General features: G+C 60.1%; 20 protein-coding genes. 14 read left to right on the top strand and 6 right to left on the bottom strand.

Annotated features, from left to right (window positions below):
- Positions 1–102: 102 nt before the first annotated feature.
- The 3 genes from prs to lolB form a co-directional block, all read right to left on the bottom strand.
- Complete coding sequence (gene prs, locus ABLU87_RS01320) at positions 103–1050, bottom strand: ribose-phosphate diphosphokinase (RefSeq protein WP_004103157.1); 948 nt, start codon at positions 1048–1050, stop codon at positions 103–105.
- Positions 1051–1232: 182 nt separating this feature from the next.
- On the bottom strand, positions 1233–2081 hold the full coding sequence (gene ispE, locus ABLU87_RS01325) for a 4-(cytidine 5'-diphospho)-2-C-methyl-D-erythritol kinase (RefSeq protein ID WP_009651969.1): 849 nt from the start codon (positions 2079–2081) through the stop codon (positions 1233–1235).
- The gene (gene lolB / locus ABLU87_RS01330; RefSeq protein ID WP_004851888.1) at positions 2081–2692 is read right to left on the bottom strand and encodes a lipoprotein insertase outer membrane protein LolB; all 612 of its coding nucleotides are present in this window, start codon (positions 2690–2692) and stop codon (positions 2081–2083) included. The genes ispE and lolB overlap by 1 nt, the downstream gene beginning before the upstream one ends.
- A 273-nt stretch (positions 2693–2965) precedes the next feature.
- On the opposite strand from lolB, the gene hemA reads away from it, so the two are divergent.
- Genes hemA through kdsA form a run of 6 tightly spaced genes read left to right on the top strand, consistent with a single transcriptional unit; the run spans position 2966 to position 8285 of the window.
- Positions 2966–4222 (top strand): glutamyl-tRNA reductase, encoded by a 1257-nt coding sequence (hemA, locus tag ABLU87_RS01335; protein WP_004851885.1) that lies wholly within the window; start codon positions 2966–2968, stop codon positions 4220–4222.
- A 42-nt stretch (positions 4223–4264) separates the two neighbouring features.
- Positions 4265–5347 carry a peptide chain release factor 1 gene (gene prfA / locus ABLU87_RS01340; RefSeq protein WP_004851884.1) on the top strand — a complete coding sequence of 361 codons (1083 nt, stop codon included), beginning with the start codon at positions 4265–4267 and terminating at the stop codon, positions 5345–5347.
- Positions 5347–6186, top strand: a complete 840-nt coding sequence (prmC, locus tag ABLU87_RS01345; protein ID WP_122117021.1) for a peptide chain release factor N(5)-glutamine methyltransferase — start codon at positions 5347–5349, stop codon at positions 6184–6186. Before prfA ends, prmC begins: the two co-directional genes overlap by 1 nt.
- Positions 6183–6575: an invasion regulator SirB2 gene (sirB2, locus tag ABLU87_RS01350; protein WP_004851880.1), complete on the top strand. Its 393-nt coding sequence runs from the start codon at positions 6183–6185 to the stop codon at positions 6573–6575. Before prmC ends, sirB2 begins: the two co-directional genes overlap by 4 nt.
- A 3-nt stretch (positions 6576–6578) precedes the next feature.
- The gene (sirB1, locus tag ABLU87_RS01355) at positions 6579–7391 is read left to right on the top strand and encodes an invasion regulator SirB1 (protein WP_057173985.1); all 813 of its coding nucleotides are present in this window, start codon (positions 6579–6581) and stop codon (positions 7389–7391) included.
- Positions 7392–7430: 39 nt separating this feature from the next.
- Positions 7431–8285 (top strand): 3-deoxy-8-phosphooctulonate synthase, encoded by an 855-nt coding sequence (kdsA, locus tag ABLU87_RS01360; protein WP_004851877.1) that lies wholly within the window; start codon positions 7431–7433, stop codon positions 8283–8285.
- A gap of 87 nt (positions 8286–8372) precedes the next feature.
- Here the strand turns inward: kdsA and chaA are convergent, their stop codons facing one another.
- Entirely contained in the window at positions 8373–9473 is a 1101-nt protein-coding gene (gene chaA / locus ABLU87_RS01365; protein WP_004121802.1) for a sodium-potassium/proton antiporter ChaA, read from the bottom strand.
- Positions 9474–9738: 265 nt separating this feature from the next.
- Between chaA and chaB the strand changes: the two genes are divergently transcribed.
- Both chaB and ABLU87_RS01375 read left to right on the top strand, forming a co-directional pair.
- Positions 9739–9969 (top strand): putative cation transport regulator ChaB, encoded by a 231-nt coding sequence (gene chaB / locus ABLU87_RS01370; protein ID WP_009651994.1) that lies wholly within the window; start codon positions 9739–9741, stop codon positions 9967–9969.
- Positions 9970–10119: 150 nt separating this feature from the next.
- On the top strand, positions 10120–10800 hold the full coding sequence (locus ABLU87_RS01375; RefSeq protein WP_004851874.1) for a gamma-glutamylcyclotransferase: 681 nt from the start codon (positions 10120–10122) through the stop codon (positions 10798–10800).
- Positions 10801–10835: 35 nt separating this feature from the next.
- Here the strand turns inward: ABLU87_RS01375 and ABLU87_RS01380 are convergent, their stop codons facing one another.
- Both ABLU87_RS01380 and ABLU87_RS01385 read right to left on the bottom strand, forming a co-directional pair.
- Positions 10836–11078: a DUF1883 domain-containing protein gene (locus ABLU87_RS01380; protein WP_002910387.1), complete on the bottom strand. Its 243-nt coding sequence runs from the start codon at positions 11076–11078 to the stop codon at positions 10836–10838.
- 238 nt (positions 11079–11316) lie between these two features.
- Entirely contained in the window at positions 11317–11670 is a 354-nt protein-coding gene (locus ABLU87_RS01385) for a DsrE/DsrF/TusD sulfur relay family protein (RefSeq protein ID WP_122117765.1), read from the bottom strand.
- 68 nt (positions 11671–11738) lie between these two features.
- Here ABLU87_RS01385 and nasR point away from each other — a divergent pair, with 68 nt between their 5' ends.
- From nasR to ABLU87_RS01415, 6 genes are all read left to right on the top strand, one after another.
- Positions 11739–12929 carry a nitrate regulatory protein NasR gene (gene nasR, locus ABLU87_RS01390; RefSeq protein WP_122117766.1) on the top strand — a complete coding sequence of 397 codons (1191 nt, stop codon included), beginning with the start codon at positions 11739–11741 and terminating at the stop codon, positions 12927–12929.
- 247 nt (positions 12930–13176) lie between these two features.
- Positions 13177–14433 (top strand): CmpA/NrtA family ABC transporter substrate-binding protein, encoded by a 1257-nt coding sequence (locus ABLU87_RS01395; RefSeq protein ID WP_122117767.1) that lies wholly within the window; start codon positions 13177–13179, stop codon positions 14431–14433.
- 1 nt (position 14434) lies between these two features.
- A complete protein-coding gene (ntrB, locus tag ABLU87_RS01400; protein ID WP_064405794.1) occupies positions 14435–15319 on the top strand; it encodes a nitrate ABC transporter permease in 885 nt (294 codons plus the stop codon).
- A gap of 10 nt (positions 15320–15329) precedes the next feature.
- Positions 15330–16118, top strand: coding sequence for an ABC transporter ATP-binding protein (locus ABLU87_RS01405; RefSeq protein ID WP_014838761.1), 789 nt, complete (start codon positions 15330–15332; stop codon positions 16116–16118).
- A gap of 10 nt (positions 16119–16128) precedes the next feature.
- Positions 16129–20199, top strand: a complete 4071-nt coding sequence (nirB, locus tag ABLU87_RS01410; protein ID WP_122117768.1) for a nitrite reductase large subunit NirB — start codon at positions 16129–16131, stop codon at positions 20197–20199.
- Positions 20199–22805: a nitrate reductase gene (locus ABLU87_RS01415; RefSeq protein ID WP_196941973.1), complete on the top strand. Its 2607-nt coding sequence runs from the start codon at positions 20199–20201 to the stop codon at positions 22803–22805. The genes nirB and ABLU87_RS01415 overlap by 1 nt, the downstream gene beginning before the upstream one ends.
- Positions 22806–22879: the final 74 nt, after the last annotated feature.

Genomic DNA, 22879 nt, shown 5'->3' on the forward strand with positions numbered 1-22879 from the left:
TTCATTCACTTGCCGCCTTGACGCATGCCGAATGATTTTGTGGAGAATAAAAGGTTCAGAGACAAAAAAACCCGCCGCAGCGGGTTTTTGAGCCGGGCTCGATTAATGTTCGAACATAGCAGAGATAGATTCTTCGTTGCTGATACGACGAATCGCTTCGGCCAGCATACCAGACAGCGTCAGAGTACGTACCTTTTCCAGCGCTTTGATTTCCGGCGTCAGCGGAATGGTATCGCAGACGACGAATTCGTCAATCACAGAGTTTTTGATGTTCTGGATGGCGTTGCCGGAGAAGATCGGGTGCGTGGCGTAGGCGAATACGCGTTTCGCGCCGCGCTCTTTCAGCGCTTCCGCAGCTTTACACAGGGTACCGCCGGTATCGATCATATCGTCAACCATTACGCAGTCACGGCCGGCGACGTCACCGATGATGTGCATCACCTGAGAAACGTTAGCGCGCGGACGGCGTTTGTCGATGATAGCCATATCGGTATCGTTCAGCAGCTTGGCGATAGCGCGAGCGCGAACCACGCCGCCGATGTCCGGAGAAACCACGATAGGGTTATCCAGGTTCAGCTGCAGCATATCTTCCAGCAGGATCGGGCTGCCGAATACGTTATCCACCGGAACGTCAAAGAAGCCCTGAATTTGTTCTGCGTGCAGGTCAACGGTCAGAACGCGGTCAACGCCGACGCTGGACAGGAAGTCAGCAACCACTTTCGCGGTGATAGGCACACGAGCAGAACGAACACGACGGTCCTGGCGAGCATAACCGAAGTAGGGGATAACAGCGGTGATACGACCTGCCGAAGCACGACGCAGAGCATCAACCATAACAACCAGTTCCATCAGGTTGTCGTTGGTGGGAGCACAAGTGGACTGGATGATGAAAATATCACCACCGCGTACGTTTTCATTGATTTGTACGCTGACTTCGCCGTCGCTAAAACGACCTACAGCGGCGTCGCCAAGAGAAGTGTACAGGCGGTTGGCAATACGTTGTGCTAGTTCCGGGGTGGCGTTACCAGCAAAAAGCTTCATATCAGGCACGAGAAGAACCTCAGGCATGCGTCCAGTGGTGGATGAAATGGGCCAAAAACGGTGCGGGTGGGCACGATTTCATCCAGGCGGTGTATTTAAAGAGCCCGATGCAACGTCTGGAACAGGGTGACGTTGTCACCGTAACTCAGTTTCCCCGGCGTTTTCACCAAATTTGCTATAATGAGCAGAACTTAGCGCAGCGCCTGCTTGAGCGGAGAGATATTAACACCTCGCGCTACGAAGCCATGCAGCCATGCCGGGGCTTTTTCAAGCACCTGACGAGCGGCGGATTCAGTGTCAAATTCAGCAAACACACATGCACCGGTGCCAGTCAGGCGCGACGGCGCATATTCTAACAGCCAGGAAAGCGCTGCATCAACCTCACGAAAACGTTTTCTTGCGATAACCTCGCAATCATTGCCGAATTTACATTTTAATAACGTATTAATTGACCTTGACGGGGTATTGCGCGGGAGTTCCGGATCGCGAAAAATGATCGGCGTGGGAATGCTCACTCCCGGATGGGCCACCAGATACCATTTTTCCTCCGGTTCGGCCGGGGTGAGAATTTCCCCGACGCCTTCGGCAAAGGCCGCATGGCCGCGCACGAACACCGGCACGTCGGCGCCCAGCTGCAGACCCAACGCCGCCAGCTCATCTTCCGAGAGATGGCAGCCCCATAAGTGATTCAGCGCCACCAGTACGGTCGCGGCGTTGGACGAACCGCCGCCGAGGCCGCCGCCCATCGGAAGAACCTTGTCGATGCTGATATCGGCGCCGCTGCCCGCAGGAAGCTTCCCGGCCTGGGCTGCGGCCTGCATTAAAAGCCTGGCCGCGCGAATAATCAGGTTCTCTTCATCCGGCACGCCGTCAACCGGCGTCAGCAGACGCAGCTGGCCATCGTCGCGCGGTTCAATCGTCAGCGTGTCGCCATAATCCAGAAACTGAAACAGCGTCTGCAGGGTGTGGTAACCGTCGGCGCGCTGCCCGGTAATATACAAAAACAGATTCAGCTTTGCGGGAGAAGGCCAGCGGGTCATCATTTCACAATCCAGTTATCCATTTTCAGCTTGATGCGCTGACTGCCGTCGTTAAGCTCCATATTGGCCGGTAGCGAAGGTTTGGTGTCCGAAGTGTAGCCACCGTAGGTGACGTGCCAGGTTTTGCCGTTTTGCGTGTAGTTCAGCTCGCGCAGGCGGTACTGGTCGTCAAGCGAGTAGTCGGTGGCCTCGCCCGGCAGGCCAATAATCCACTGGCGCAGGCTGTTGAGCGGAATCGGCATGCCGGTCAGGCGGCCAATCATCTCTTCGGCGTCGGTCGCCGTGTAGGTCTGGCCTTTATTGTCAATCAGCTGCACGCTGCCCGGCTGGGCGGTTAACGACAGCTCGGTGCTGCCGAGGGGGTTAGTCAGCAGCAGGCGGTAGCGGTCCTGGCCGGTTTGCTGCCAGAAGAAGCGGGCATAGACTTTTTGCTCATCAGAAAGATAAGCAAAAGCGCCGCGCGTCTGGAACTGATTAAGATTGCGGACATCTTGCTGGTGCTGACGCCACTGTGGAGAATCCGGGCTTTTACCCGGCCCTTTCGGAGCATTAATCGCACAGGCGGTCAGAACGAGGCTTGCCAGCGGCAACAGGCGGAACAGTCGATTCATAATGATGACAAATCCTTGATGTCTACAGTGAAATGCGGCGAATGGGAGAAACAGGCGGCCGATTTGTGTAGCGGGTTACAATTATAACCATTAATGCTAGCGTTGCCGGACGGTAGCGTCTACGTTCAAGTTGTCTGAAATCAAAAAATTACCGTTAATGGCTATTACAGATTAGCTATTACTCCAAAAGGGGAGCCTCTCTTTTATTGATTACGCGCATCCTGTATGATGCCTGCAGACTAACCTTAGCAACGCTGGTACTACTCCCTCACAATGACGCTTTTAGCTCTTGGCATTAACCACAAAACAGCTCCTGTAGCGCTGCGAGAACGCGTAACGTTTTCGCCGGATACGCTCGATCAGGCGCTGGAGAGCTTGCTGGCCCAGCCAATGGTGCAGGGCGGGGTGGTGCTGTCGACCTGTAACCGCACGGAACTCTATCTCAGCGTCGAAGAGCAGGATAACCTTCAGGAAGTGCTTATCCGCTGGCTGTGCGACTACCACGGTTTAAATGAAGACGACCTGCGCAAAAGCCTCTACTGGCATCAGGACAACGAGGCGGTTAGCCATCTGATGCGCGTCGCCAGCGGCCTGGATTCACTGGTGCTGGGCGAGCCGCAGATCCTCGGGCAGGTGAAAAAAGCCTTTGCCGACTCCAGCCGTGGTCACCTGAACGTTAGCGAGCTGGAGCGCATGTTCCAGAAGTCGTTCTCGGTGGCCAAACGCGTGCGTACCGAAACCGATATCGGCGCCAGCGCGGTCTCCGTGGCGTTTGCCGCCTGTACCCTGGCGCGACAAATCTTCGAATCACTCTCCAGCGTGACCGTGCTGCTGGTTGGCGCCGGTGAGACTATCGAGCTGGTGGCCCGCCATCTGCGCGAGCATAAGGTGCGCAAGATGGTGATTGCTAACCGCACCCGCGAGCGCGCTCAGGCGCTGGCCGATGAAGTCGGCGCGGAGGTGATCGCCCTGAGCGACATCGACGAACGGCTAAAAGAAGCGGATATCATTATTAGTTCTACCGCCAGCCCGCTGCCGATTATTGGCAAAGGGATGGTGGAGCGCGCGCTGAAGGCGCGCCGCAATCAGCCGATGCTGCTGGTGGATATCGCCGTTCCGCGCGATGTCGAACCGGAGGTTGGCAAGCTGGCGAACGCCTATCTCTACAGCGTGGACGATCTGCAAAACATCATTCAGCACAATCTGGCGCAGCGTAAAGCCGCGGCGGTGCAGGCGGAAACCATTGTCGAGCAGGAAGCCAGCGAATTTATGGCCTGGCTGCGCGCTCAGAGCGCCAGCGAGACTATCCGCGAATATCGCTCCCAGGCCGAACAGGTCCGCGAGGAGCTGACGGCAAAAGCGCTGGCTGCGCTCAATCAGGGCGGCGATGCGCAGGAAATCATGCAGGATCTGGCACGTAAGCTGACTAACCGCCTGATCCACTCGCCAACCAAATCTCTTCAGCAGGCCGCCCGTGACGGGGATGATGAACGCCTGCATATTCTGCGCAACAGCCTCGGGCTGGAATAGCGCACCTTTCTCTCTTTTTTAGGACAGGGTGAATTCACGCCTATGAAGCCTTCTATTGTTGCCAAACTGGAAGCCCTTTACGAACGCCATGAGGAAGTTCAGGCGCTACTCGGCGATGCCGCAACCATCGCCGATCAGGATAAATTTCGCGCATTGTCGCGCGAATACGCACAGCTGAGCGACGTCGCCCGCTGCTACACCGACTGGCGTCAGCTGCAGGATGATATCGAAGCCGCGCAGATGATGCTCGACGACCCGGAAATGCGCGAAATGGCGCAGGAAGAGCTGCGCGAAGCGAAAGAAAAGGGTGAGCAGATGGAGCAGCAGCTGCAGGTTCTGCTGCTGCCAAAAGACCCGGACGATGAGCGTAACGCGTTTGTTGAAGTTCGCGCCGGTACCGGTGGCGATGAAGCGGCGCTGTTCGCGGGCGATCTGTTCCGTATGTACAGCCGTTACGCGGAATCACGCCGCTGGCGCGTGGAAATCATGAGCGCCAACGAAGGCGAGCACGGCGGCTTTAAAGAAGTGATTGCCAAAATCAGCGGCGACGGCGTCTATGGGCGACTGAAGTTCGAATCCGGCGGCCATCGCGTACAGCGCGTGCCGGCTACCGAATCCCAGGGGCGTATCCATACCTCCGCCTGCACCGTGGCGGTCATGCCGGAGCTGCCGGAAGCCGAAATGCCGGATATCAACCCGAGCGATCTGCGCATCGATACCTTCCGCTCCTCCGGCGCGGGCGGTCAGCACGTTAACACCACCGACTCGGCGATCCGTATTACCCACCTGCCGACCGGCATCGTCGTCGAGTGTCAGGACGAACGTTCTCAGCACAAAAACAAAGCCAAAGCGCTGTCGGTGCTTGGCGCGCGTATTCGCGCCGCGGAAGTTTCAAGGCGCCAGCAGGCGGAAGCCTCAGAGCGCCGTAACCTGCTGGGCAGCGGCGATCGCAGCGATCGTAACCGCACCTATAACTTTCCGCAGGGCCGCGTGACCGATCACCGCATCAACCTGACGCTTTACCGTCTGGACGAAGCGATGGAAGGCAAGCTGGATATGCTGATTGAGCCGATCGTTCAGGAATATCAGGCCGATCAGCTGGCCGCCCTTTCCGAGCAGGAATGATGACTTTTCAGCAGTGGCTGACGCAGGCCATCGTCCGCCTGAGCCAAAGTGAAAGCCCGCGCCGGGATGCCGAAATCCTGCTGGGTCACGTGACCGGCAAAGCGCGGACCTATATTCTCGCCTTTGGCGAAACGGCGCTGACGGCGGCGCAGGCCGCCGAGCTGGAAACGCTGCTCAGCCGTCGCGCCCGGGGCGAGCCGGTGGCTCATCTGGTGGGCCAGCGCGAATTCTGGTCGCTGCCGCTGTTCGTTTCTCCCGCCACGCTGATCCCGCGTCCGGATACCGAATGCCTGGTTGAACAGACGCTGGTGCGGTTATCCGACAAGCCGTGCCGCATTCTCGATCTCGGCACCGGCACCGGGGCCATCGCTCTGGCGCTGGCCAGCGAACGCCCCGATTGCCACGTCACCGCCGTTGACGTAATGCCCGACGCGGTGGCGCTGGCGGCGCGTAACGCTGAACATCTCGCTATCCCTAACGTCAGGATACTGCAAAGCCACTGGTTTAGCGCGCTCGCCGGGCAGCAGTTCGACATCATCGTCAGCAATCCGCCCTATATCGATGAAACCGACCCGCATCTTGCGCAGGGCGATGTGCGCTTTGAGCCGAAAACTGCGCTGGTCGCCGCCGATGGCGGTCTGGCCGATCTGGCGCATATCATCCGCGAAGGCCGCCGCTATCTGGCTGCCGGCGGCGTGATGCTGCTGGAACACGGCTGGACGCAGGGGGAAGCGGTGCGCGCAATCTTTCGCGCGGCGGGTTATGGCAATATTGCCACCTGTCGCGACTACGGAGACAACGAGCGTCTGACGCTCGGGCAATATCAGGGAGGCGTATGAATCTGTTTAACGCGGTACTGTATCTGCATATCGCCTGCGTGGTGGTTTCGGTGAGCCTGTTCGTGCTGCGCTACTGGTGGAGCTGGAGCGGAAACCGTCTGCTCGACCAGCGCTGGGTTCGTATCGCGCCGCACTGTAGCGATACGCTGCTGTTTCTCAGCGGCGCCGGATTAATGGCAATAACGCACTATCTGCCGTTTACCGAAGAGGGTACATGGCTGACTGAGAAGCTGTTTGGCGTTATCATTTATATCGCATTGGGATTTATCGCGCTGGGCCGTCGTCGCCAGCGCAGTCAGCAGAGCCGGTTTGTCGCCTTTCTGCTGGCCCTGGTGGTGTTGTTTATCATTATTCAACTCGCCATCACAAGAACACCGTTACTGGGGTAAGGCATGAGGTCGTTAGCTGATTTCGAATTTAATAAAGCGCCGTTATGCGACGGCATGGTCCTCATTTCTGAATTAATCCGCGACGATTTTCCGACGCACTATGTGCAGGATGAGCTGGAGCGGCTGCTGGGCCTGGCGCGTGAGGAGATTGCCTCTTCGTGGGACCAGGAGCGCCAGATAGAACGTCTGCTGGAGCTTTTCTATCATGACTGGGGCTTTAGCGATTCGCGCGGCGTTTACCGCCTGTCCGACGTGCTCTGGCTTGATAAAGTCCTGAACAATCGTCAGGGTAGCGCGGTATCGCTAGGCGCAATCCTGCTGTGGATTGCTCAGCGTCTGGCGCTGCCGGTGGTGCCGGTGATTTTTCCGACCCAGATGCTGCTTCGCGCCGACCCTGAAGAGAGCGAAGAGATGTGGCTCATTAATCCATTTAACGGCGAAACGCTCAACGAGCATACGCTGGAAGTGTGGCTGAAGGGCAATATTAGTCCGGTCGCCGAGCTGTTTAACGAAGACCTCGATGAAGCCGACAACGCGGAAGTGATCCGCAAGCTGCTCGACACGCTCAAATCGGCGCTGATGGAAGAGCGGCAGATGGAGCTGGCGTTACGGACCAGCGAAGCGCTGCTGCAGTTCAATCCGGAAGACCCGTACGAAATTCGCGACCGGGGACTGATATACGCCCAGCTGGATTGCGATCACGTGGCGCTGCAGGACCTCAGTTACTTCGTTGAACAGTGCCCGGAGGATCCCATCAGCGAGATGATCCGCGCGCAGATCAACACCATTTCGCATAAACAAATTACATTGCATTAGTCTGAAACCATTCCGGTTACACCCTGATAAGGCGAACTTATGAAACAAAAAGTGGTTAGCATTGGTGATATCAACGTAGCAAACGACCTGCCATTCGTGCTGTTTGGTGGCATGAACGTGCTGGAATCCCGCGATCTGGCGATGCGTATCTGCGAACACTACGTGACCGTCACGCAGAAGCTGGGCATTCCTTATGTGTTTAAAGCCTCTTTTGATAAAGCTAACCGTTCTTCCATCCACTCCTATCGCGGGCCGGGGCTGGAAGAAGGGATGAAGATTTTCCAGGAGCTGAAACAAACGTTCGGCGTGAAAATCATCACCGACGTTCACGAAGCCAGCCAGGCTCAGCCGGTCGCTGACGTGGTGGACGTTATTCAGCTGCCTGCGTTCCTCGCCCGTCAGACCGATCTGGTTGAAGCGATGGCGAAAACCGGCGCGGTGATCAACGTGAAAAAACCGCAGTTCGTGAGCCCGGGCCAGATGGGCAATATCGTCGATAAGTTCATCGAAGGCGGCAACGACAAAGTGATCCTTTGCGATCGCGGCGCGAACTTCGGCTACGATAACCTGGTGGTCGACATGCTGGGCTTTGGCGTGATGAAGAAAGCCTCCAATAACTCACCGGTTATCTTCGACGTTACTCACGCTCTGCAGTGCCGCGACCCGTTTGGCGCCGCTTCCGGCGGACGCCGCGCGCAGGTTGCCGAACTGGCGCGCGCCGGGATGGCGGTGGGTATCGCCGGCCTGTTTATTGAAGCGCACCCGGATCCGGAACACGCGAAATGCGACGGTCCGTCCGCGCTGCCGCTGGATAAACTGGAGCCGTTCCTCAAGCAGATGAAAGCCATCGACGATCTGGTTAAAGGCTTCGATGAGCTGGATACCAGCAAGTAACCGTCGCTGAAATGACAAAAGCCTGCCCGTTGCAAAACCGGCAGGCTTTTTTTATCTCCCCGACAGGCGGACGCCGCCGGGGGAGGTTCAGGCAAAAATGGTCATCAGGTAGGCGGCGAACAGCGCCAGGTGCGCCGCGCCGTTCAGCACGTTGGTACGCCCGGTAGAGAACGATATCTGGCACAGCAGCAGCGAGGCGACCATCACCACCATTTCCGGCGCGCCAAGGCCAAAGCGCAGTTCGTTGCCGGTGAGGAAGGCGATAAGCGTCACCACCGGCACCGTCAGGGAAATGGTGGCCAGCACGGAGCCGAAGAACAGGTTCATCGCCCGCTGGACCTGATTGTTCAGGACCGCTTTCAGCGCGCCAAGGCCTTCCGGAGAGAGGATCAGCAGCGCGACCAGGAAGCCGGTAAAGGCGACGGGGGCATTCATGCTGGTCAGCAGCGTCTCCAGCGGATTGGCGTTCATTTTAGTCACGGCGATAACCGCAACCAGGTGTACCAGCAGCCAGGCGGTGTGCCACTTGCTGCTATGGGCCGACGGTTTGCCGTGATGCGGGTCATCGTCGTCGCCGTCATCCTCGTGTTCGTAAACAAACAGGCTCTGGTGCGTTTTCGTTTGAATCAGCAGGAACACGCCGTACATGGCGGCGGAGATCAGCGCAACCAGCAGCGCCTGGCCGGTGGTGAAATTAGCCCCGGGCAGCGCCATGGGAAAGACCAGGACGATGATCGCCAGCGGAAAGAGGGCGATGAGGTACTGTTTAAGGCCGAACAGATTCATATACTGGGTGGCGAATTTGCGCCCGCCCAACAATAAAGAAAAACCTACCAGCCCGCCGGTAACAATCATGATAATTGAATAAAGCGTATCTCGCATCAGGGTCGGCGCGGCGTCGCCGGTGGCCATTAATGCGGAAATCAGGCTGACTTCGAGAATAACCACTGAAAGGCTTAAAATTAACGAACCATAGGGTTCGCCAAGACGGTGCGCCAGAACGTCGGCGTGGCGAACAACGCTGAACGCGCTGCTCAGAATCCCGACCAGCGCCAGGATATTAATGGCAACGACCACTGGCAGTGACTGGCTGCTTCCCCAGAAAAACAGCACCGCCAGCGCCAGAACCGGAAAGGCGAGGGTGGTCTCCTTGTGGCGGGTTTTCACCGCCTCATGTGCATCGGTCATGAATTATCTCCAGGTGTGCAGGTGTTATAATTATAGATACTGTAAGTTAATAAAATAACAGACATTGATCGAACTACTTTGTTTTTTTACTTAAATTTACCACTCTGACCATGGAAAAGTGGTAGATTGCCATAAACTGCGGTTACTATCGTTTTGTATTTATTATTCAGATAATTACTAAAACATCTTTCTCATTTATCCATCGCCTTGCCAGCCGGTAAATCGCCTGACAGACTGACTATTCACCCTAAATCTGGAGGTCGCCATGCCCTATAGCAACAAAAGTGAATTACCCGACAGCGTTCAGCACGTTCTGCCTGCGCATGCCCAGGAGATTTACAAAGAGGCCTTTAACAGCGCCTGGGACCAGTATAAGCATAAAGAAGACCGACGCGATGACGCCAGCCGTGAAGAGACGGCGCACAAAGTCGCCTGGGCGGCGGTGAAAAATGAGTACCAAAAAGGCGATGATGATAAGTGGCATAAGAAGAAGTAATCGCTTTTGCTACGTCATGTGCTGCCTGAGCCCTTGCCCGCGGCTCGTTCATTGCTTATTGTCAAATAAAGCTGGATAATAATTCGGCAATACTTCACGGATGGCACCAGATAATCGCCGGGAAGCGGGCAGTGGCGGAGGTAGTAGAAAGTGTTAACACGTGATTTCTTACTGAATGCGGATTGTAAAACGGCGTTTGGCGCTATTGAGGAATCGCTTCTTTGGTCGGCAGAGCAGCGGGCAGCCTCTTTGGCGGCGACCCTGGCCTGTCGTCCGGACGATGGCTCGGTGTGGATCTTTGGCTACGGTTCGCTGATGTGGAATCCGGCGCTGGAGTATCGCGAGTCCTGTACCGGTACGCTACCGGGCTGGCACCGCGCGTTTTGCCTGCGGCTCACCGCTGGGCGCGGTAGCGCCACTCAGCCGGGTCGAATGCTGGCGTTGAAAGAGGGCGGGCGCACCACCGGCGTTGCCTACCGCCTGCCTGATGACACTCTCGAAGAAGAGCTGACCCTGCTGTGGAAGCGGGAGATGATCACCGGCTGCTACCTGCCGACCTGGTGCAAGCTGGATCTGGACGATGGCCGCACCGTCAATGCATTAGTTTTTATTATGGACCCGCGTCATCCGCTGTTTGAGGCGGACACCAGCGCGCAGGTGATTGCGCCGCTGATAGCGCGCGCCAGCGGCCCGCTTGGCACCAACGCTCAGTATCTGTTCTCTCTCGATCAGGAGCTACGCAAACTCGGGATGTACGATGCCTGCCTCGACGATTTAGTCGGCAAGGTGCGTCATCTGCTGGGGGAAAGCAGCCAGCCCGGGCTGGCTTAAGAGTATATCGCCCGGGTTTCCCCGGGCGTTTGCTATCAGGCGGGAACGTAGCTGATGGAGTGCTCCAGCGACTGGCTGTGGCTGTCGATGAGAACGTTCCAGGTGCCGCTGTAAGGCACGGTCAGATACGCGCTATCTCTGTCCTGCACACTCAGAATATCCGCATGACTATCGCCAGGCACTTTGGCGCTCATCAGGTGAATGTGGCAGCGTTCGGAACAACGCACCACCAACGTATCACCGCCAAACAACGTTAAACTTGCTTTTACCATTGCCATTTAATCTCGACCCCGTTTCTGTCTACAGCATCCTGCCAGCCCATTAACCCGCGTGATATTGTTCACACTTTGCTCTGTGCATAACACCAAAGGGGAGGGGGGCAGATGCTGATTTTGATCAAAAAAAGGAATAAAGATTAAACAAAAATGACGTTGTGCCTGAAAGCATTCAGCTGACATTGTTTTCGGTTAACAAACGCCGCCAGCTTAATATTTAATCCCGTTCAATGGAGGATTTTTAGAAGGTCAGGACTTTATCCGCCGCCAGCGTCCACTGCGCCAGCTCGACGAGGGTGCCAATCTCCACGCCATCAATCAGCGGCAGCGCGCCGATTCCCCGGCCGTCAGTGCAGGTTTTACACAGCTTCACCGGCACGTTTTGCGCGGTGAGGATCTCCAGCATCTGCTGAATGTTGTAGCCTTCCGCTGGCTTCTGTCCGCGCAGGCCGGCGGTCACCGCATCAGACATTAAAAATAATTTCAGTTCGAGGTCAGACTGCTGCTCGCGCAGGGCGATAGCCAGACGCAGGCTATTGAACAGGGATTCGCTGCCGTAGGCGGCACCGTTAGCGATAATCACAATACGTTGCATAAGGACTCCTTCTATAAGGCACGGTTATTGCTTGGCTGAAGTATAAAGCGTTAACCCGGGGGAAGGGTATGAATAATGTGGCGGGTAATACGCCTGAGGTGGTCGACTGGTTTGCGCGCGCGCGTCGCTTACAGAAGCGGCAGCTGCACCAGCTGGCGCAGCAGGGGGCGCTGGCAGGCCAGATAAGCGCGCTGGTGCATATGCTGCAGTGCGAGCGCGGCGCGTCAAATATCTGGCTATGCTCGGGCGGCAGACTATACGCGGCGGAGTGCCGGGCGGGCGCGGCGCTGGTTGATGAGCAGCTCACGCGGTTTTATGCGGCGCTGGAACCTGCCCGCGATGCCGCCAGCAGCGCGCTCTGCTGGCGCATTGCCTGCGCGGTGTGGTATCTGACGCAGCTTGTCGCGTTGCGTAAACGCGTGCGCGGCCTGGAGATTGCCGCCGAAGAGGCCACCGGGCAGTTTAGCCGCATTATCCGCCACCTGTTGAATATCGTTCCGCAGCTCAACGACAGTATCGACGATCCGCAAATCGCCGGGCGGATGGTCGCGCTTTACAGCTTTATGCAGGGGAAAGAGCTGGTCGGACAGGAGCGCGCGCTGGGCGCGCTGGGCTTTGCCCGCGGACTGTTCAGCGATGAGCTGCGCCAGCAGCTGGTGGACCGCATTGACGGCCAGCAGCCCTGTTTTGACACTTTTCAGGCTTTAGCCAGTTCGCCGCAAAACGTTCTGTTTGTTGAACAGTGCCAGGCCGGCCTGGAAATTGAACAGCTGCGGCGGGTCGCCTGCACCCGCCAACCGCCGCCGGACGAGGGAGAAACGGCGCTGCGCTGGTTTTGCGTTCAGACCCAGCGTCTTGAGCAGCTGCGCGGCGTGGAAGAGCGGCTGATCGCAGACCTGCTTAACGCGGCCGATGCGCTGCTGGAGCGAGACGATCGGGAGGTCCAGGTGCCGCCCGCCGACTGGCAGGAGGACGGTATAGCCCTGCGGCTGGATAAGCAGCTGTTGCCGCTGGTGCGCCAGCAGGCCCATGAGCTACAGCAGCTCTCCGCCCAGCTCGCGTCGTTAAAAGATGCGCTTGAAGAGCGCAAGCTGATTGAAAAAGCCAAAAGCGTGCTGATGACCCACCAGGGAATGCAGGAGGAGCAGGCCTGGCAGGCGCTGCGTAAAATGGCGATGGACAAAAATCAGCGCATGGTTGAGATAGCCCGCGCGCTGCTGACGGTGAAGTCGCTATGGCAAGTACCACCTAAGGAGTAGATGCACAATCAGTGGGCATATGTTGCCAGCCGACGGTGCAGTTTTTGCCTCAAACGCCCCCGGCAAGTGAGCCAACGCGCGTGAACCGGGCCTCCGCAAATCTGGCATTGGCTTTGCATTAAATAAAACGAGTGAATAAAGGTTTAGGGCAGCGGGCCAACGGCGGCACGTATGTCTAAGGATAAAGGCGTCCAGCGGTGCGTAAGCACCGCCGGGCGCTTTTTTTTTGCGCGTTTCTGGAGCGGGTATGGGCGATACGTTTTCAATTTCACGGCGGCGTTTATTACAGGCGGGGGCGGCGCTGGGCGGCGCGATGCTGCTCCCCGGCATAATGCAGGCGGCGTGGGCGGCAGGGTCGGATAAGCCGGAACAGACTACCGTGCGGGTGGGGTTTATTCCGCTGACCGACTGTGCCCCCTTAGCTATCGCTTCCCTGAAGGGATTCGATAAAAAGTACGGCATCACCCTCGTCCCGAGCAAGGAGGCCAGCTGGGCGGCGGTGCGCGACAAGCTGGTTGCCGGGGAGCTGGACGCCGCGCACATTCTGTACGGCATGCTCTACGGCCTTGAGCTGGGGATCGCCAGTAAACCGCAGGCGATGGCCAATCTGATGACCCTTAACCGCAACGGTCAGGCGATAACGCTCTCCAGCGAGCTGCAGGAGAAGGGCGTCACCGACCTGGGCGGGCTGAAAAAACTGATCGGCCAGCAGGCGCCGGGCAGCTACACCTTCGCCCACACCTTCCCAACCGGCACCCACGCGATGTGGCTCTACTACTGGCTGGCGAGCGGTGGAATTCATCCCTTTGACGATATTCGCACCGTCGTTGTGCCGCCGCCGCAGATGGTAATGAACATGCGTATCGGCAATATGAGCGGCTTTTGCGTTGGCGAACCGTGGAACGCGCGCGCGATTAACGATCGTATCGGCTTCACCGCCGCCACTTCGCAGGATATCTGGCCGGAGCATCCGGAAAAAATTCTCGGCACCCGCAGCGAATGGGTTGAGCGTCATCCCAACACCGCGCGCGCGCTGGTGGCGGCGCTGATGGAGGCCCAGCGCTGGATTGACGCATCCGCCGAGAACACTCGCGAAACGGCGCGCCTTCTCGCCAGACGCGCGTGGCTGAACACCAAAGAGCAGTACCTCAGCGGGCGCATGCTCGGCGAATACGACAACGGTATCGGCCGCCGCTGGCAGGACGCGCACCCGATGCGCTTCTACGAACGGGGTGAAGTGAGTTTTCCGTGGCTCTCGGACGGCATGTGGTTTTTGACCCAGTTCCGCCGTTGGGGATTGCTGAAGTCGGCGCCGGATTATCTGGCGGTGGCCCAGCACATTAACCGGATTGACGTCTGGAAAGAGGCTGCGCAGGCGGTCGGCGGCATCAGCGCGCCGAGGCAGGCGATGCGCAGCAGCACGCTGATCGATGGCAAGGTCTGGAATGGGGCCGATCCGGAAGGCTACGCCCGCAGTTTCGCGATTCAACGTAAGGGGGCATGAGATGAAACACGCATATAAACCGCAACCGCAGGTCGGCGCCGACAGCGCGCCCGGCGAAGTCATTACCCTGCCGCCGCTGCAGGTGCGCAAAACCACGCCTCCGCTCAGCCGCTGGCTGCGGGATGTTACCCAACGTCTTTTGCCGCCGCTGCTTGGGCTGGGATTGCTGCTGCTGGGCTGGCAGCTGGCGGCGATGAACAGCAAAGGCTTTCCGACGCCGCTCAGTACGCTGGATTCCGCGCTAACCCTTTTCGCCGACCCGTTTTATCAGGACGGGCCGAACGATATGGGCATCGGCTGGAACGTGCTGGCGTCGCTGCAGCGGGTAGCGGTGGGATTTGGCCTTGCCGCGCTGGCGGGAATTCCGCTCGGCTTCCTGATTGGCCGCTCGCTCTTTTTCGCCCGCATGTTTAACCCGCTGATCGCGCTGCTGCGCCCGGTCAGCCCGCTGGCCTGGCTGCCCATCGGCCTGCTGCTGTTCCAGAAAGCGGAACCCGCCTCCAGCTGGACCATTTTTATCTGCTCGATCTGGCCGATGGTCATTAACACCGCCGAGGGCGTGCGGCGCATTCCGGAAGATTACCTCAACGTCGCCCGGGTGCTGCAGCTGTCGGAGTGGACGGTGATGCGCAAGATCCTCTTTCCGGCGGTATTGCCCGCGGTGCTGACCGGGGTTCGTCTCTCCATCGGTATCGCCTGGCTGGTGATTGTCGCCGCCGAAATGCTCACCGGTGGCTTAGGGATCGGCTTCTGGATCTGGAACGAGTGGAACAACCTCAACGTCGAAAACATCATCATCGCCATCGTCATTATCGGCGTGGTCGGGCTGCTGCTGGAACAGGGGCTGATGCTGCTCGCCCGTCGTTTTAGCTGGCAGGAAAAATAGGGAGTCGCAGATGAAACCATTAATTCAGGTCCAGGGCGTCAGCCAGCGTTTTAACACCGCCAGCGGCGAATTCCTGGCATTGCAGAACGTCTCCTTCGACATCTATGAAGGGGAAACCATCAGCCTGATCGGCCACTCCGGCTGCGGTAAATCAACCCTGCTGAATCTGATAGCCGGGATAGCCCTGCCGACGGAAGGCGGCCTGCTGTGCGACAACCGTGAAATCGCCGGGCCTGGGCCGGAACGCGCGGTGGTGTTTCAGAACCACTCTCTGCTGCCGTGGCTGACCTGCTTTGACAACGTGGCGCTGGCGGTGGATCAGGTCTTTCGCCGCAGCATGAGCAAAGGCGAGCGCAAAGAGTGGATTGAGCACAACCTCGAGCGGGTACAGATGGGACACGCCCTGCACAAGCGCCCGGGAGAAATCTCCGGCGGCATGAAGCAGCGCGTAGGCATTGCCCGGGCGCTGGCGATGAAACCGAAAGTGCTGCTGCTGGATGAACCCTTTGGCGCCCTTGATGCCCTGACGCGGGCGCATTTACAGGACGCGGTGATGCAGATCCAGCAGTCGCTGAATACCACCATCGTCATGATTACCCATGACGTTGATGAAGCGGTGCTGCTTTCCGACCGGGTGCTGATGATGACCAACGGCCCGGCGGCGACGGTCGGGGAGATCCTCGACGTCAATCTGCCGCGACCGCGCCATCGCGTGCAGCTGGCGGACGATAGCCGTTATCACCATCTGCGCCAGCAGATCCTGCACTTCCTCTATGAAAAACAGCCGAAAGCGGCGTAGGGGGGCGGCGATGAGGCGGCAACTGGTGATTATTGGCAACGGTATGGCGGCCACGCGCCTGGCGCAGGCGCTGGTGGAGCGCGATGCGCAGCGGTTTAGCATCACCCTCATCGGCGATGAGCCGTGCCAGGCCTATAACCGCATTCAGCTGTCGCCGGTGCTTGGCGCCGAAAAAGCGGCAAGCGAGACGCTGCTGCTGCCCGCGTCATGGTATCCGCGGCATAACGTGACGGTACGCGCCGGTGAAACGGTTACGGCGGTGGATATTGCGGCCCGTACGCTGCAAACCACCGCAGGCGAACTGGGCTGGGATGAGCTGGTGTTCGCCACCGGTTCGCTGCCGTTTCTGCCGCCGCTGCCGGGCATCACCCAGCCGCACGTTTTTGCTTTCCGCACCCTGGCGGACGTTGAGGGCATCCTGGCCATCGACGGCCCGGCGGTGGTCATCGGCGGCGGCGTACTCGGCGTAGAGGCCGCCGCGGCGCTGCGGCGTCATGGTGACGGTGTCACTTTACTCCATCGCGGAAGCGGGCTGATGGAGCAGCAAATCGATGCTTTTGCCGGCGAGCAGCTGCAAATGCTGCTTGCCGAGCGCGGGATTCGCTGCGTGATGGAGAGCCGTATCGCCGCTATTGATGAACATCAGGTGCGGCTGGAGGACGGCCGCGCGTTTGCCGCCTCGCGGGTGGTGCTGGCGACCGGCGTGCAGCCGAACAAACGGCTGGCCGAGCGCAGCGGGCTGGCCTGCGCCCGCGGCATCCTCGTTGACCGCCAGCTGGCAACCGCGCAGCCGGGCGTCAGCGCCATCGGCGAGTGCTGTGAAATCGACGGTCAGACCTGGGGGCTGGTGGCGCCGTGTCTGCGCCAGGCGGAGGTGCTGGCGGACCGCCTGTGCGCGACCCCTGGCGAGGATTTCAGCTGGCAGGACAGCGGCACTCGCCTGAAGGTCACCGGCATTGAGCTCTTCAGCGCCGGCGAGCTGCGGGCCGCCGAACAGGATGACGTATATACCAGCTGGGATCCGCTGGACCGCCACTACCGTCGCCTGCTGCTGCGCGACGGCAAGCTGCGCGGCGTACTGCTGCTGGGCGACTGCAGCAGCGCCGCGCCCCTCACCGCTCTGCTGGGGGCGCATGCGCCGGCGCCGGCAGAGTGGCTCTTCGATCCCTCTTCAACGATGCAGCCGCGCGCTGCGGGACAAACTACGATGACAAAACCTGTATTAGTGCTGGTCGGACACGGTATGGTCGGCCACCATTTTCTTGAGCAATGCGTCGACCGTCACCTTCATCAACAGTACCGGATTGTGGTGTTCTGCGAGGAGCGCTACGCCGCTTACGACCGGGTTCATCTGACTGAATATTTCGCCGGACGCAGCGCGGAATCGCTGTCGCTGGTTGAGGGCGATTTTTTCGCTCAGCACGGTATTGAGCTGCGCCTGAGCGAATCGGTCGCCAGCATCGACCGTGAAGCGCGGGTGGTGCGCGATGCCTTCGGCCACGAAACCCACTGGGATAAGCTGGTGCTGGCGACGGGGTCTTACCCGTTTGTTCCGCCGGTGCCGGGTCATAATCTCGAGGGCTGCTTTGTTTATCGTACGCTTGACGACCTCGACCAGATTGCCGCCCGCGCCGCAACCGCCCGACGGGGTGTGGTGATCGGCGGCGGCCTGCTCGGGCTGGAAGCGGCCAACGCGCTGAAGCAGCTGGGGCTGGAAACTCACGTTGTCGAGTTTGCGCCGAACCTGATGGCGGTGCAGCTGGACAACGGCGGCGCGGCGATGCTGCGGGAAAAAATCAGCCAACTGGGCGTCGGGGTGCATACCAGCAAGGCGACGACGGAAATTGTGCGCAATGAGCAGGGGCTGCAGCTGAACTTCGCCGACGGCACCTCGCTGGCGACCGATATGCTGGTATTCTCCGCCGGTATTCGCCCCCAGGACGCGCTGGCGCGCAGCGGCGGACTGAACGTAGGCGAACGCGGCGGCATTTGCATCGACAACCAGTGCCGTACCTCCGACCCGGACGTACTGGCGATCGGCGAATGCGCCCTGTGGGAGAACAAAATTTATGGTCTGGTGGCGCCCGGCTATCAGATGGCGCGCGCCGCGGCGGCCACCCTGGCGGGCGAGGCAGGCTGCTTTAGCGGCGCGGATATGAGCACTAAGCTGAAGCTGCTGGGCGTCGATGTCGCCTCGTTCGGCGACGCGCAGGGGCGCACGCCGGGCTGTCAGAGCTATCAGTGGACTGATGGGCCGCAGCAGATCTACAAAAAAATCGTGGTCAGCGCGGAGGGCAAAAAACTGCTCGGCGGGGTGCTGGTCGGGGATGCCAGCGACTATGCCACGCTGCTACAGATGATGCTTAACGGGATGGCTTTACCCAAACACCCGGAAAGCCTGATCCTTCCGGCGCGGGAGGGCAGCGCGCCAAAAGCGCTCGGGGTAGCGGCGCTGCCGGACAGCGCGCAGATTTGCTCCTGTCACAACGTCAGCAAAGGCGATATCTGCCAGGCGGTGAGCGGCGGCGCGGGCGATATGGCGGCGATAAAAAGCTGCACTAAAGCGGCGACCGGCTGCGGCGGCTGTAGCGCGCTGGTGAAACAGGTGATGGAGTACCAGCTTGCCGGGCAGGGCGTCGAAGTTAAAAAGGATATCTGCGAGCACTTTCCGTGGTCGCGGCAGGAGATCTATCACCTGGTACGCGTCAACCATATCCGCACCTTCGAACAGCTGATTGCCCGCTATGGACACGGCCACGGCTGTGAAGTCTGTAAACCTCTGGTGGCCTCGGTGCTGGCCTCCTGCTGGAATGAATATCTGCTGAAGCCGGCGCATCTGCCGCTTCAGGACACCAACGATCGCTACTTCGCCAATATTCAGAAAGACGGTACCTATTCGGTGGTGCCGCGCATGGCGGCGGGAGAGGTGACGCCGGACGGGCTGATTGCGATCGGCCAGATCGCCAAACGCTATCAGCTATACAGTAAGGTGACCGGCGGCCAGCGTATCGACCTGTTCGGCGCGCGCCTGGAGCAGCTCCCGGCAATCTGGCTCGAGCTGGCAGAGGCGGGATTTGAAACCGGCCACGCCTACGGCAAATCCCTGCGGACGGTGAAATCCTGCGTCGGTTCGACCTGGTGCCGCTACGGCGTCCAGGATTCCACCGGCCTGGCGGTCACCCTCGAACATCGCTACAAGGGGCTGCGCGCGCCGCACAAAATTAAAATGGCCGTCTCCGGCTGTACCCGCGAATGCGCGGAGGCCCAGGGGAAAGATATTGGGGTTATCGCCACGGAGAAGGGCTGGAACCTGTACGTTTGCGGCAACGGCGGCATGAAGCCGCGCCATGCCGACCTGTTCGCCAGCGATCTTGATGAGGCCACCCTTATTCGCAGTATTGATCGGTTGCTGATGTTCTACATTCGTACCGCGGATCGCCTGCAGCGCACCAGTACCTGGATGGATAACCTTGAGGGCGGGGTCGACTATCTGCGCGACGTGATCCTCGAAGACAGCCTCGGCATCGGCGAAGAGCTGGAGCAGGAGATGGCGCGGGTGGTCGAGAGCTACCAGTGCGAATGGCAAACCACCCTTAACGATCCGCAGCGGCTGGCGCTGTTCCGCTCCTACGTGAACAGCGATGAGCCGGACGAAAGCGTACAGCGGCAAACCCTGCGCGGCCAGCCGCAGCTGGCCCCGTTCGCGGCGCAGGCCGAACCGGCGCTGCCGTCCCGCCCGTGGCAGGCCATTTGCGATCTCGACGCCATTCCTCAGCAGGCGGGGATTGGCGCGCGGCTCGGCGAGCGGCAGATTGCGCTGTTCCGCTTCGGCGACCAGGTGTATGCCCTCGATAACCTTGAACCGGGCAGCGAGGCCAACGTTTTGTCGCGCGGCCTGCTTGGCGATGCGGGCGGCGAACCGATCGTGATTTCGCCTCTGTATAAGCAGCGTATCCGCCTGCGCGATGGCCGCCAGTGCGACGGCGGCGAACTGGCGGTACGCGCCTGGCCGGTCAAAGTGGAGAACGGTAAAGTGTGGGTTGGCAACCAGCAGCTGCTGGCGCGCGCGGAGGCCTCCTGATGACGGAAACCAGGACCACGTGTCCCTATTGCGGAGTCGGCTGCGGCGTTATCGCCAGCCTGAATGCCGATGGCCAGGTTACCGTACGCGGGGATGAGCAGCACCCGGCAAACGTTGGCCGCCTGTGCGTGAAGGGGGCGGCGCTGGGCGAAACCGTCGGCCTGGCGGGAAGATTGCTCTTCCCGGAAGTCGACGGCGAGCGCGCAACCTGGACCCAGGCGCTGGCGGCGGCGGGTTCGCGCCTGCGGGAGGTCATCGACCGTCACGGGCCGCAGGCGGTGGCGTTTTATGCCTCCGGCCAGCTGCTGACCGAAGACTACTACGCGGCGAATAAGCTGATGAAGGGGTTTATCGGCGCGGCAAATATCGATACCAATTCGCGGCTGTGCATGTCTTCAGCGGTTACCGGCTACAAACGGGCACTGGGCGCTGATGTGGTGCCGTGCAGCTATGAGGACGTGGAAAACAGCGATCTGGTGGTGCTGGTCGGGTCGAACGCCGCCTGGGCGCATCCGGTACTCTATCAGCGGCTGGCGCAGGCGAAGCGCGACAATCCGCAGATGCGGGTGGTGGTCATTGATCCCCGTAGGACCGCCACCTGCGATATCGCGGACCGGCATCTGGCGCTGGCTCCCGGCAGCGACGGCGGGCTGTTTGTCGGCCTGCTGAACGCCATTGCCGCCAGCGGCGCCATCAGCGGTGATTTCAGCGATGCGCCGCAGGCGCTGGCTATCGCCCGGAACTGGGACCTCGACAAAGTAGCGCAGTTCTGCGGCCTGCCGCGACAGCAGGTCGCCGAGTTCTACAGCGAGTTTATCGCCGCTCCGCGCGCCATCACGCTCTATACCATGGGGATTAATCAATCCGCCAGCGGCAGCGATAAATGCAACGCTATCATCAACGTTCACCTGGCGAGCGGGAAATTTGGCCGCCCGGGCTGCGGGCCTTTTTCGCTGACCGGACAACCTAACGCCATGGGCGGGCGCGAGGTGGGCGGGCTGGCGACCATGCTGGCGGCGCATATGAATTTTGAAACCGATGATTTACGGCGTCTGGCGCGCTTCTGGGGGACCGAACGTCTGGCGCAAACGCCGGGGCTGACGGCGGTGGATCTGTTCGCCGCCATTGGCCGCGGCGAGGTGAAAGCGGTGTGGATTATGGGCACCAATCCGGTGGTGTCGCTGCCGGACAGCCATGCGGTAAGCGAAGCGCTGGCGGCCTGTCCGCTGGTCATCGTTTCCGACGTCGCTGCCGCTACCGATACCGGACGCTTTGCCCATATCCGCTTTCCCGCGCTGGCGTGGGGAGAGAAGAGCGGCACGGTAACCAACTCCGAACGGCGGATCTCACGCCAGCGCGCTTTCATGCCGCCGCCGGGGGAGGCCAGAGCCGACTGGTGGATCGTCGCCCGCGTGGCCCAGGCGCTGGGCTTCGGCTTCGGCTCCGCCTTTGCCTGGCAGCATCCGCACGAGGTGTTCAGCGAACACGCCGCGCTTTCAGGATATGAAAACGATGGCCAGCGGGCGTTTGACATCGGCGGACTGGCGGATCTCAGCCGCGAAGCGTGGGATGCGCTGGAACCGGTGCGCTGGCCGGTGAGCCGTAGCCATGCAAGCTGGGGTTTGCTCAAGGGGTGGCACCGCAGCGGCAAACTGCGCATGGTCCCGGTGACCCCACAGCCCACTCGGGCGGTCACCGATGCGTTCTATCCGCTGATCCTCAACAGCGGGCGGATCCGCGATCAGTGGCACACCATGACCCGCACCGGCGCGGTGCCGCGTCTGATGCAGCATATTAGCGAACCGGTGGTGGAAGTCGCGCCAGCGGACGCGACGCGCTATCAGCTGCTGGAAGGTGAACTGGCGCGGGTCCGCTCACCGAATGGGGTGATGGTAGCAAAAGTGACAATCAGCGCTGGCCAGCGTCCCGGGTCGCTGTTTGTGCCGATGCACTGGAATGATCAGTATGCTCGCCAGGGACGGGTGAATAACCTGCTGAGGGCGGTCACCGACCCGCACTCCGGGCAGCCGGAGAGTAAACAGGCGGCGGTAGCGATAGCCGCCTGGCTGCCGGCGTGGAAAGGCGAGCTTTTTGCTCGCCAGCCGGTTCCGCTCCCCGCCTCGCTGCACTGGCGGCGGCGGGCGGCGCAGGGCGTTATCCATCTTTCGCTGGCGGGGGATATCCGCTCCCGCGACTGGCTTGTGGGCTGGTGTCAGCGGCAGGGATGGCAGATGCAGGTAGCCGAAGGCGGCAACGTCTGGAACCTGCTGGCGTGGCAGGGGGGAGAGCTGATGCTCGGCTGGTGGAGCGACGCCAGCGAGCCGGCTATCGATGCCGAGTGGATTCACGCCGCGTTTCTCACCCCGCCGCAGAACGCCGCCCGGCGCCACGCACTATTGAGCGGCAGAAAAGGCGGCGATGAGATGCCGCGCGGACGCATTATCTGCAGCTGCTTTAGCGTGGGCGAACGGGCGATAGGCGAAGCGATTGCCAGCGGCTGCCGTACGCCTGCCGCGCTGGGGGCGAAACTCAAATGCGGCACCAGCTGCGGTTCCTGTCTCCCGGAGCTTAAGGCGCTGCTGGCGGCGAAGCGGGTTCAGGCCTGAGATTCAGCATATTCCTGGAATCGCGCCAGAGGCTGCGAGGGCGGGCAAAAAACGATAAACTTAGGTTTTGCCGC

It is taken from the genome of Klebsiella sp. CB_Kp196 (assembly GCF_040061575.1).
Classification (GTDB): domain Bacteria; phylum Pseudomonadota; class Gammaproteobacteria; order Enterobacterales; family Enterobacteriaceae; genus Klebsiella; species Klebsiella michiganensis.

What these genes read in the sequence shown, in the direction of transcription:
- ispE (WP_009651969.1), bottom strand. Translation starts at nt 2,081, where the DNA reads ATGACCCGCTGGCCTTCTCCCGCAAAGCTGAATCTGTTTTTGTATATT.
- lolB (WP_004851888.1), bottom strand. Translation starts at nt 2,692, where the DNA reads ATGAATCGACTGTTCCGCCTGTTGCCGCTGGCAAGCCTCGTTCTGACC.
- hemA (WP_004851885.1), top strand. Translation starts at nt 2,966, where the DNA reads ATGACGCTTTTAGCTCTTGGCATTAACCACAAAACAGCTCCTGTAGCG.
- prfA (WP_004851884.1), top strand. Translation starts at nt 4,265, where the DNA reads ATGAAGCCTTCTATTGTTGCCAAACTGGAAGCCCTTTACGAACGCCAT.
- prmC (WP_122117021.1), top strand. Translation starts at nt 5,347, where the DNA reads ATGACTTTTCAGCAGTGGCTGACGCAGGCCATCGTCCGCCTGAGCCAA.
- sirB2 (WP_004851880.1), top strand. Translation starts at nt 6,183, where the DNA reads ATGAATCTGTTTAACGCGGTACTGTATCTGCATATCGCCTGCGTGGTG.
- sirB1 (WP_057173985.1), top strand. Translation starts at nt 6,579, where the DNA reads ATGAGGTCGTTAGCTGATTTCGAATTTAATAAAGCGCCGTTATGCGAC.
- kdsA (WP_004851877.1), top strand. Translation starts at nt 7,431, where the DNA reads ATGAAACAAAAAGTGGTTAGCATTGGTGATATCAACGTAGCAAACGAC.
- chaA (WP_004121802.1), bottom strand. Translation starts at nt 9,473, where the DNA reads ATGACCGATGCACATGAGGCGGTGAAAACCCGCCACAAGGAGACCACC.
- chaB (WP_009651994.1), top strand. Translation starts at nt 9,739, where the DNA reads ATGCCCTATAGCAACAAAAGTGAATTACCCGACAGCGTTCAGCACGTT.
- ABLU87_RS01380 (WP_002910387.1), bottom strand. Translation starts at nt 11,078, where the DNA reads ATGGCAATGGTAAAAGCAAGTTTAACGTTGTTTGGCGGTGATACGTTG.
- ABLU87_RS01385 (WP_122117765.1), bottom strand. Translation starts at nt 11,670, where the DNA reads ATGCAACGTATTGTGATTATCGCTAACGGTGCCGCCTACGGCAGCGAA.
- nasR (WP_122117766.1), top strand. Translation starts at nt 11,739, where the DNA reads ATGAATAATGTGGCGGGTAATACGCCTGAGGTGGTCGACTGGTTTGCG.
- ABLU87_RS01395 (WP_122117767.1), top strand. Translation starts at nt 13,177, where the DNA reads ATGGGCGATACGTTTTCAATTTCACGGCGGCGTTTATTACAGGCGGGG.
- ntrB (WP_064405794.1), top strand. Translation starts at nt 14,435, where the DNA reads ATGAAACACGCATATAAACCGCAACCGCAGGTCGGCGCCGACAGCGCG.
- ABLU87_RS01405 (WP_014838761.1), top strand. Translation starts at nt 15,330, where the DNA reads ATGAAACCATTAATTCAGGTCCAGGGCGTCAGCCAGCGTTTTAACACC.
- nirB (WP_122117768.1), top strand. Translation starts at nt 16,129, where the DNA reads ATGAGGCGGCAACTGGTGATTATTGGCAACGGTATGGCGGCCACGCGC.
- ABLU87_RS01415 (WP_196941973.1), top strand. Translation starts at nt 20,199, where the DNA reads ATGACGGAAACCAGGACCACGTGTCCCTATTGCGGAGTCGGCTGCGGC.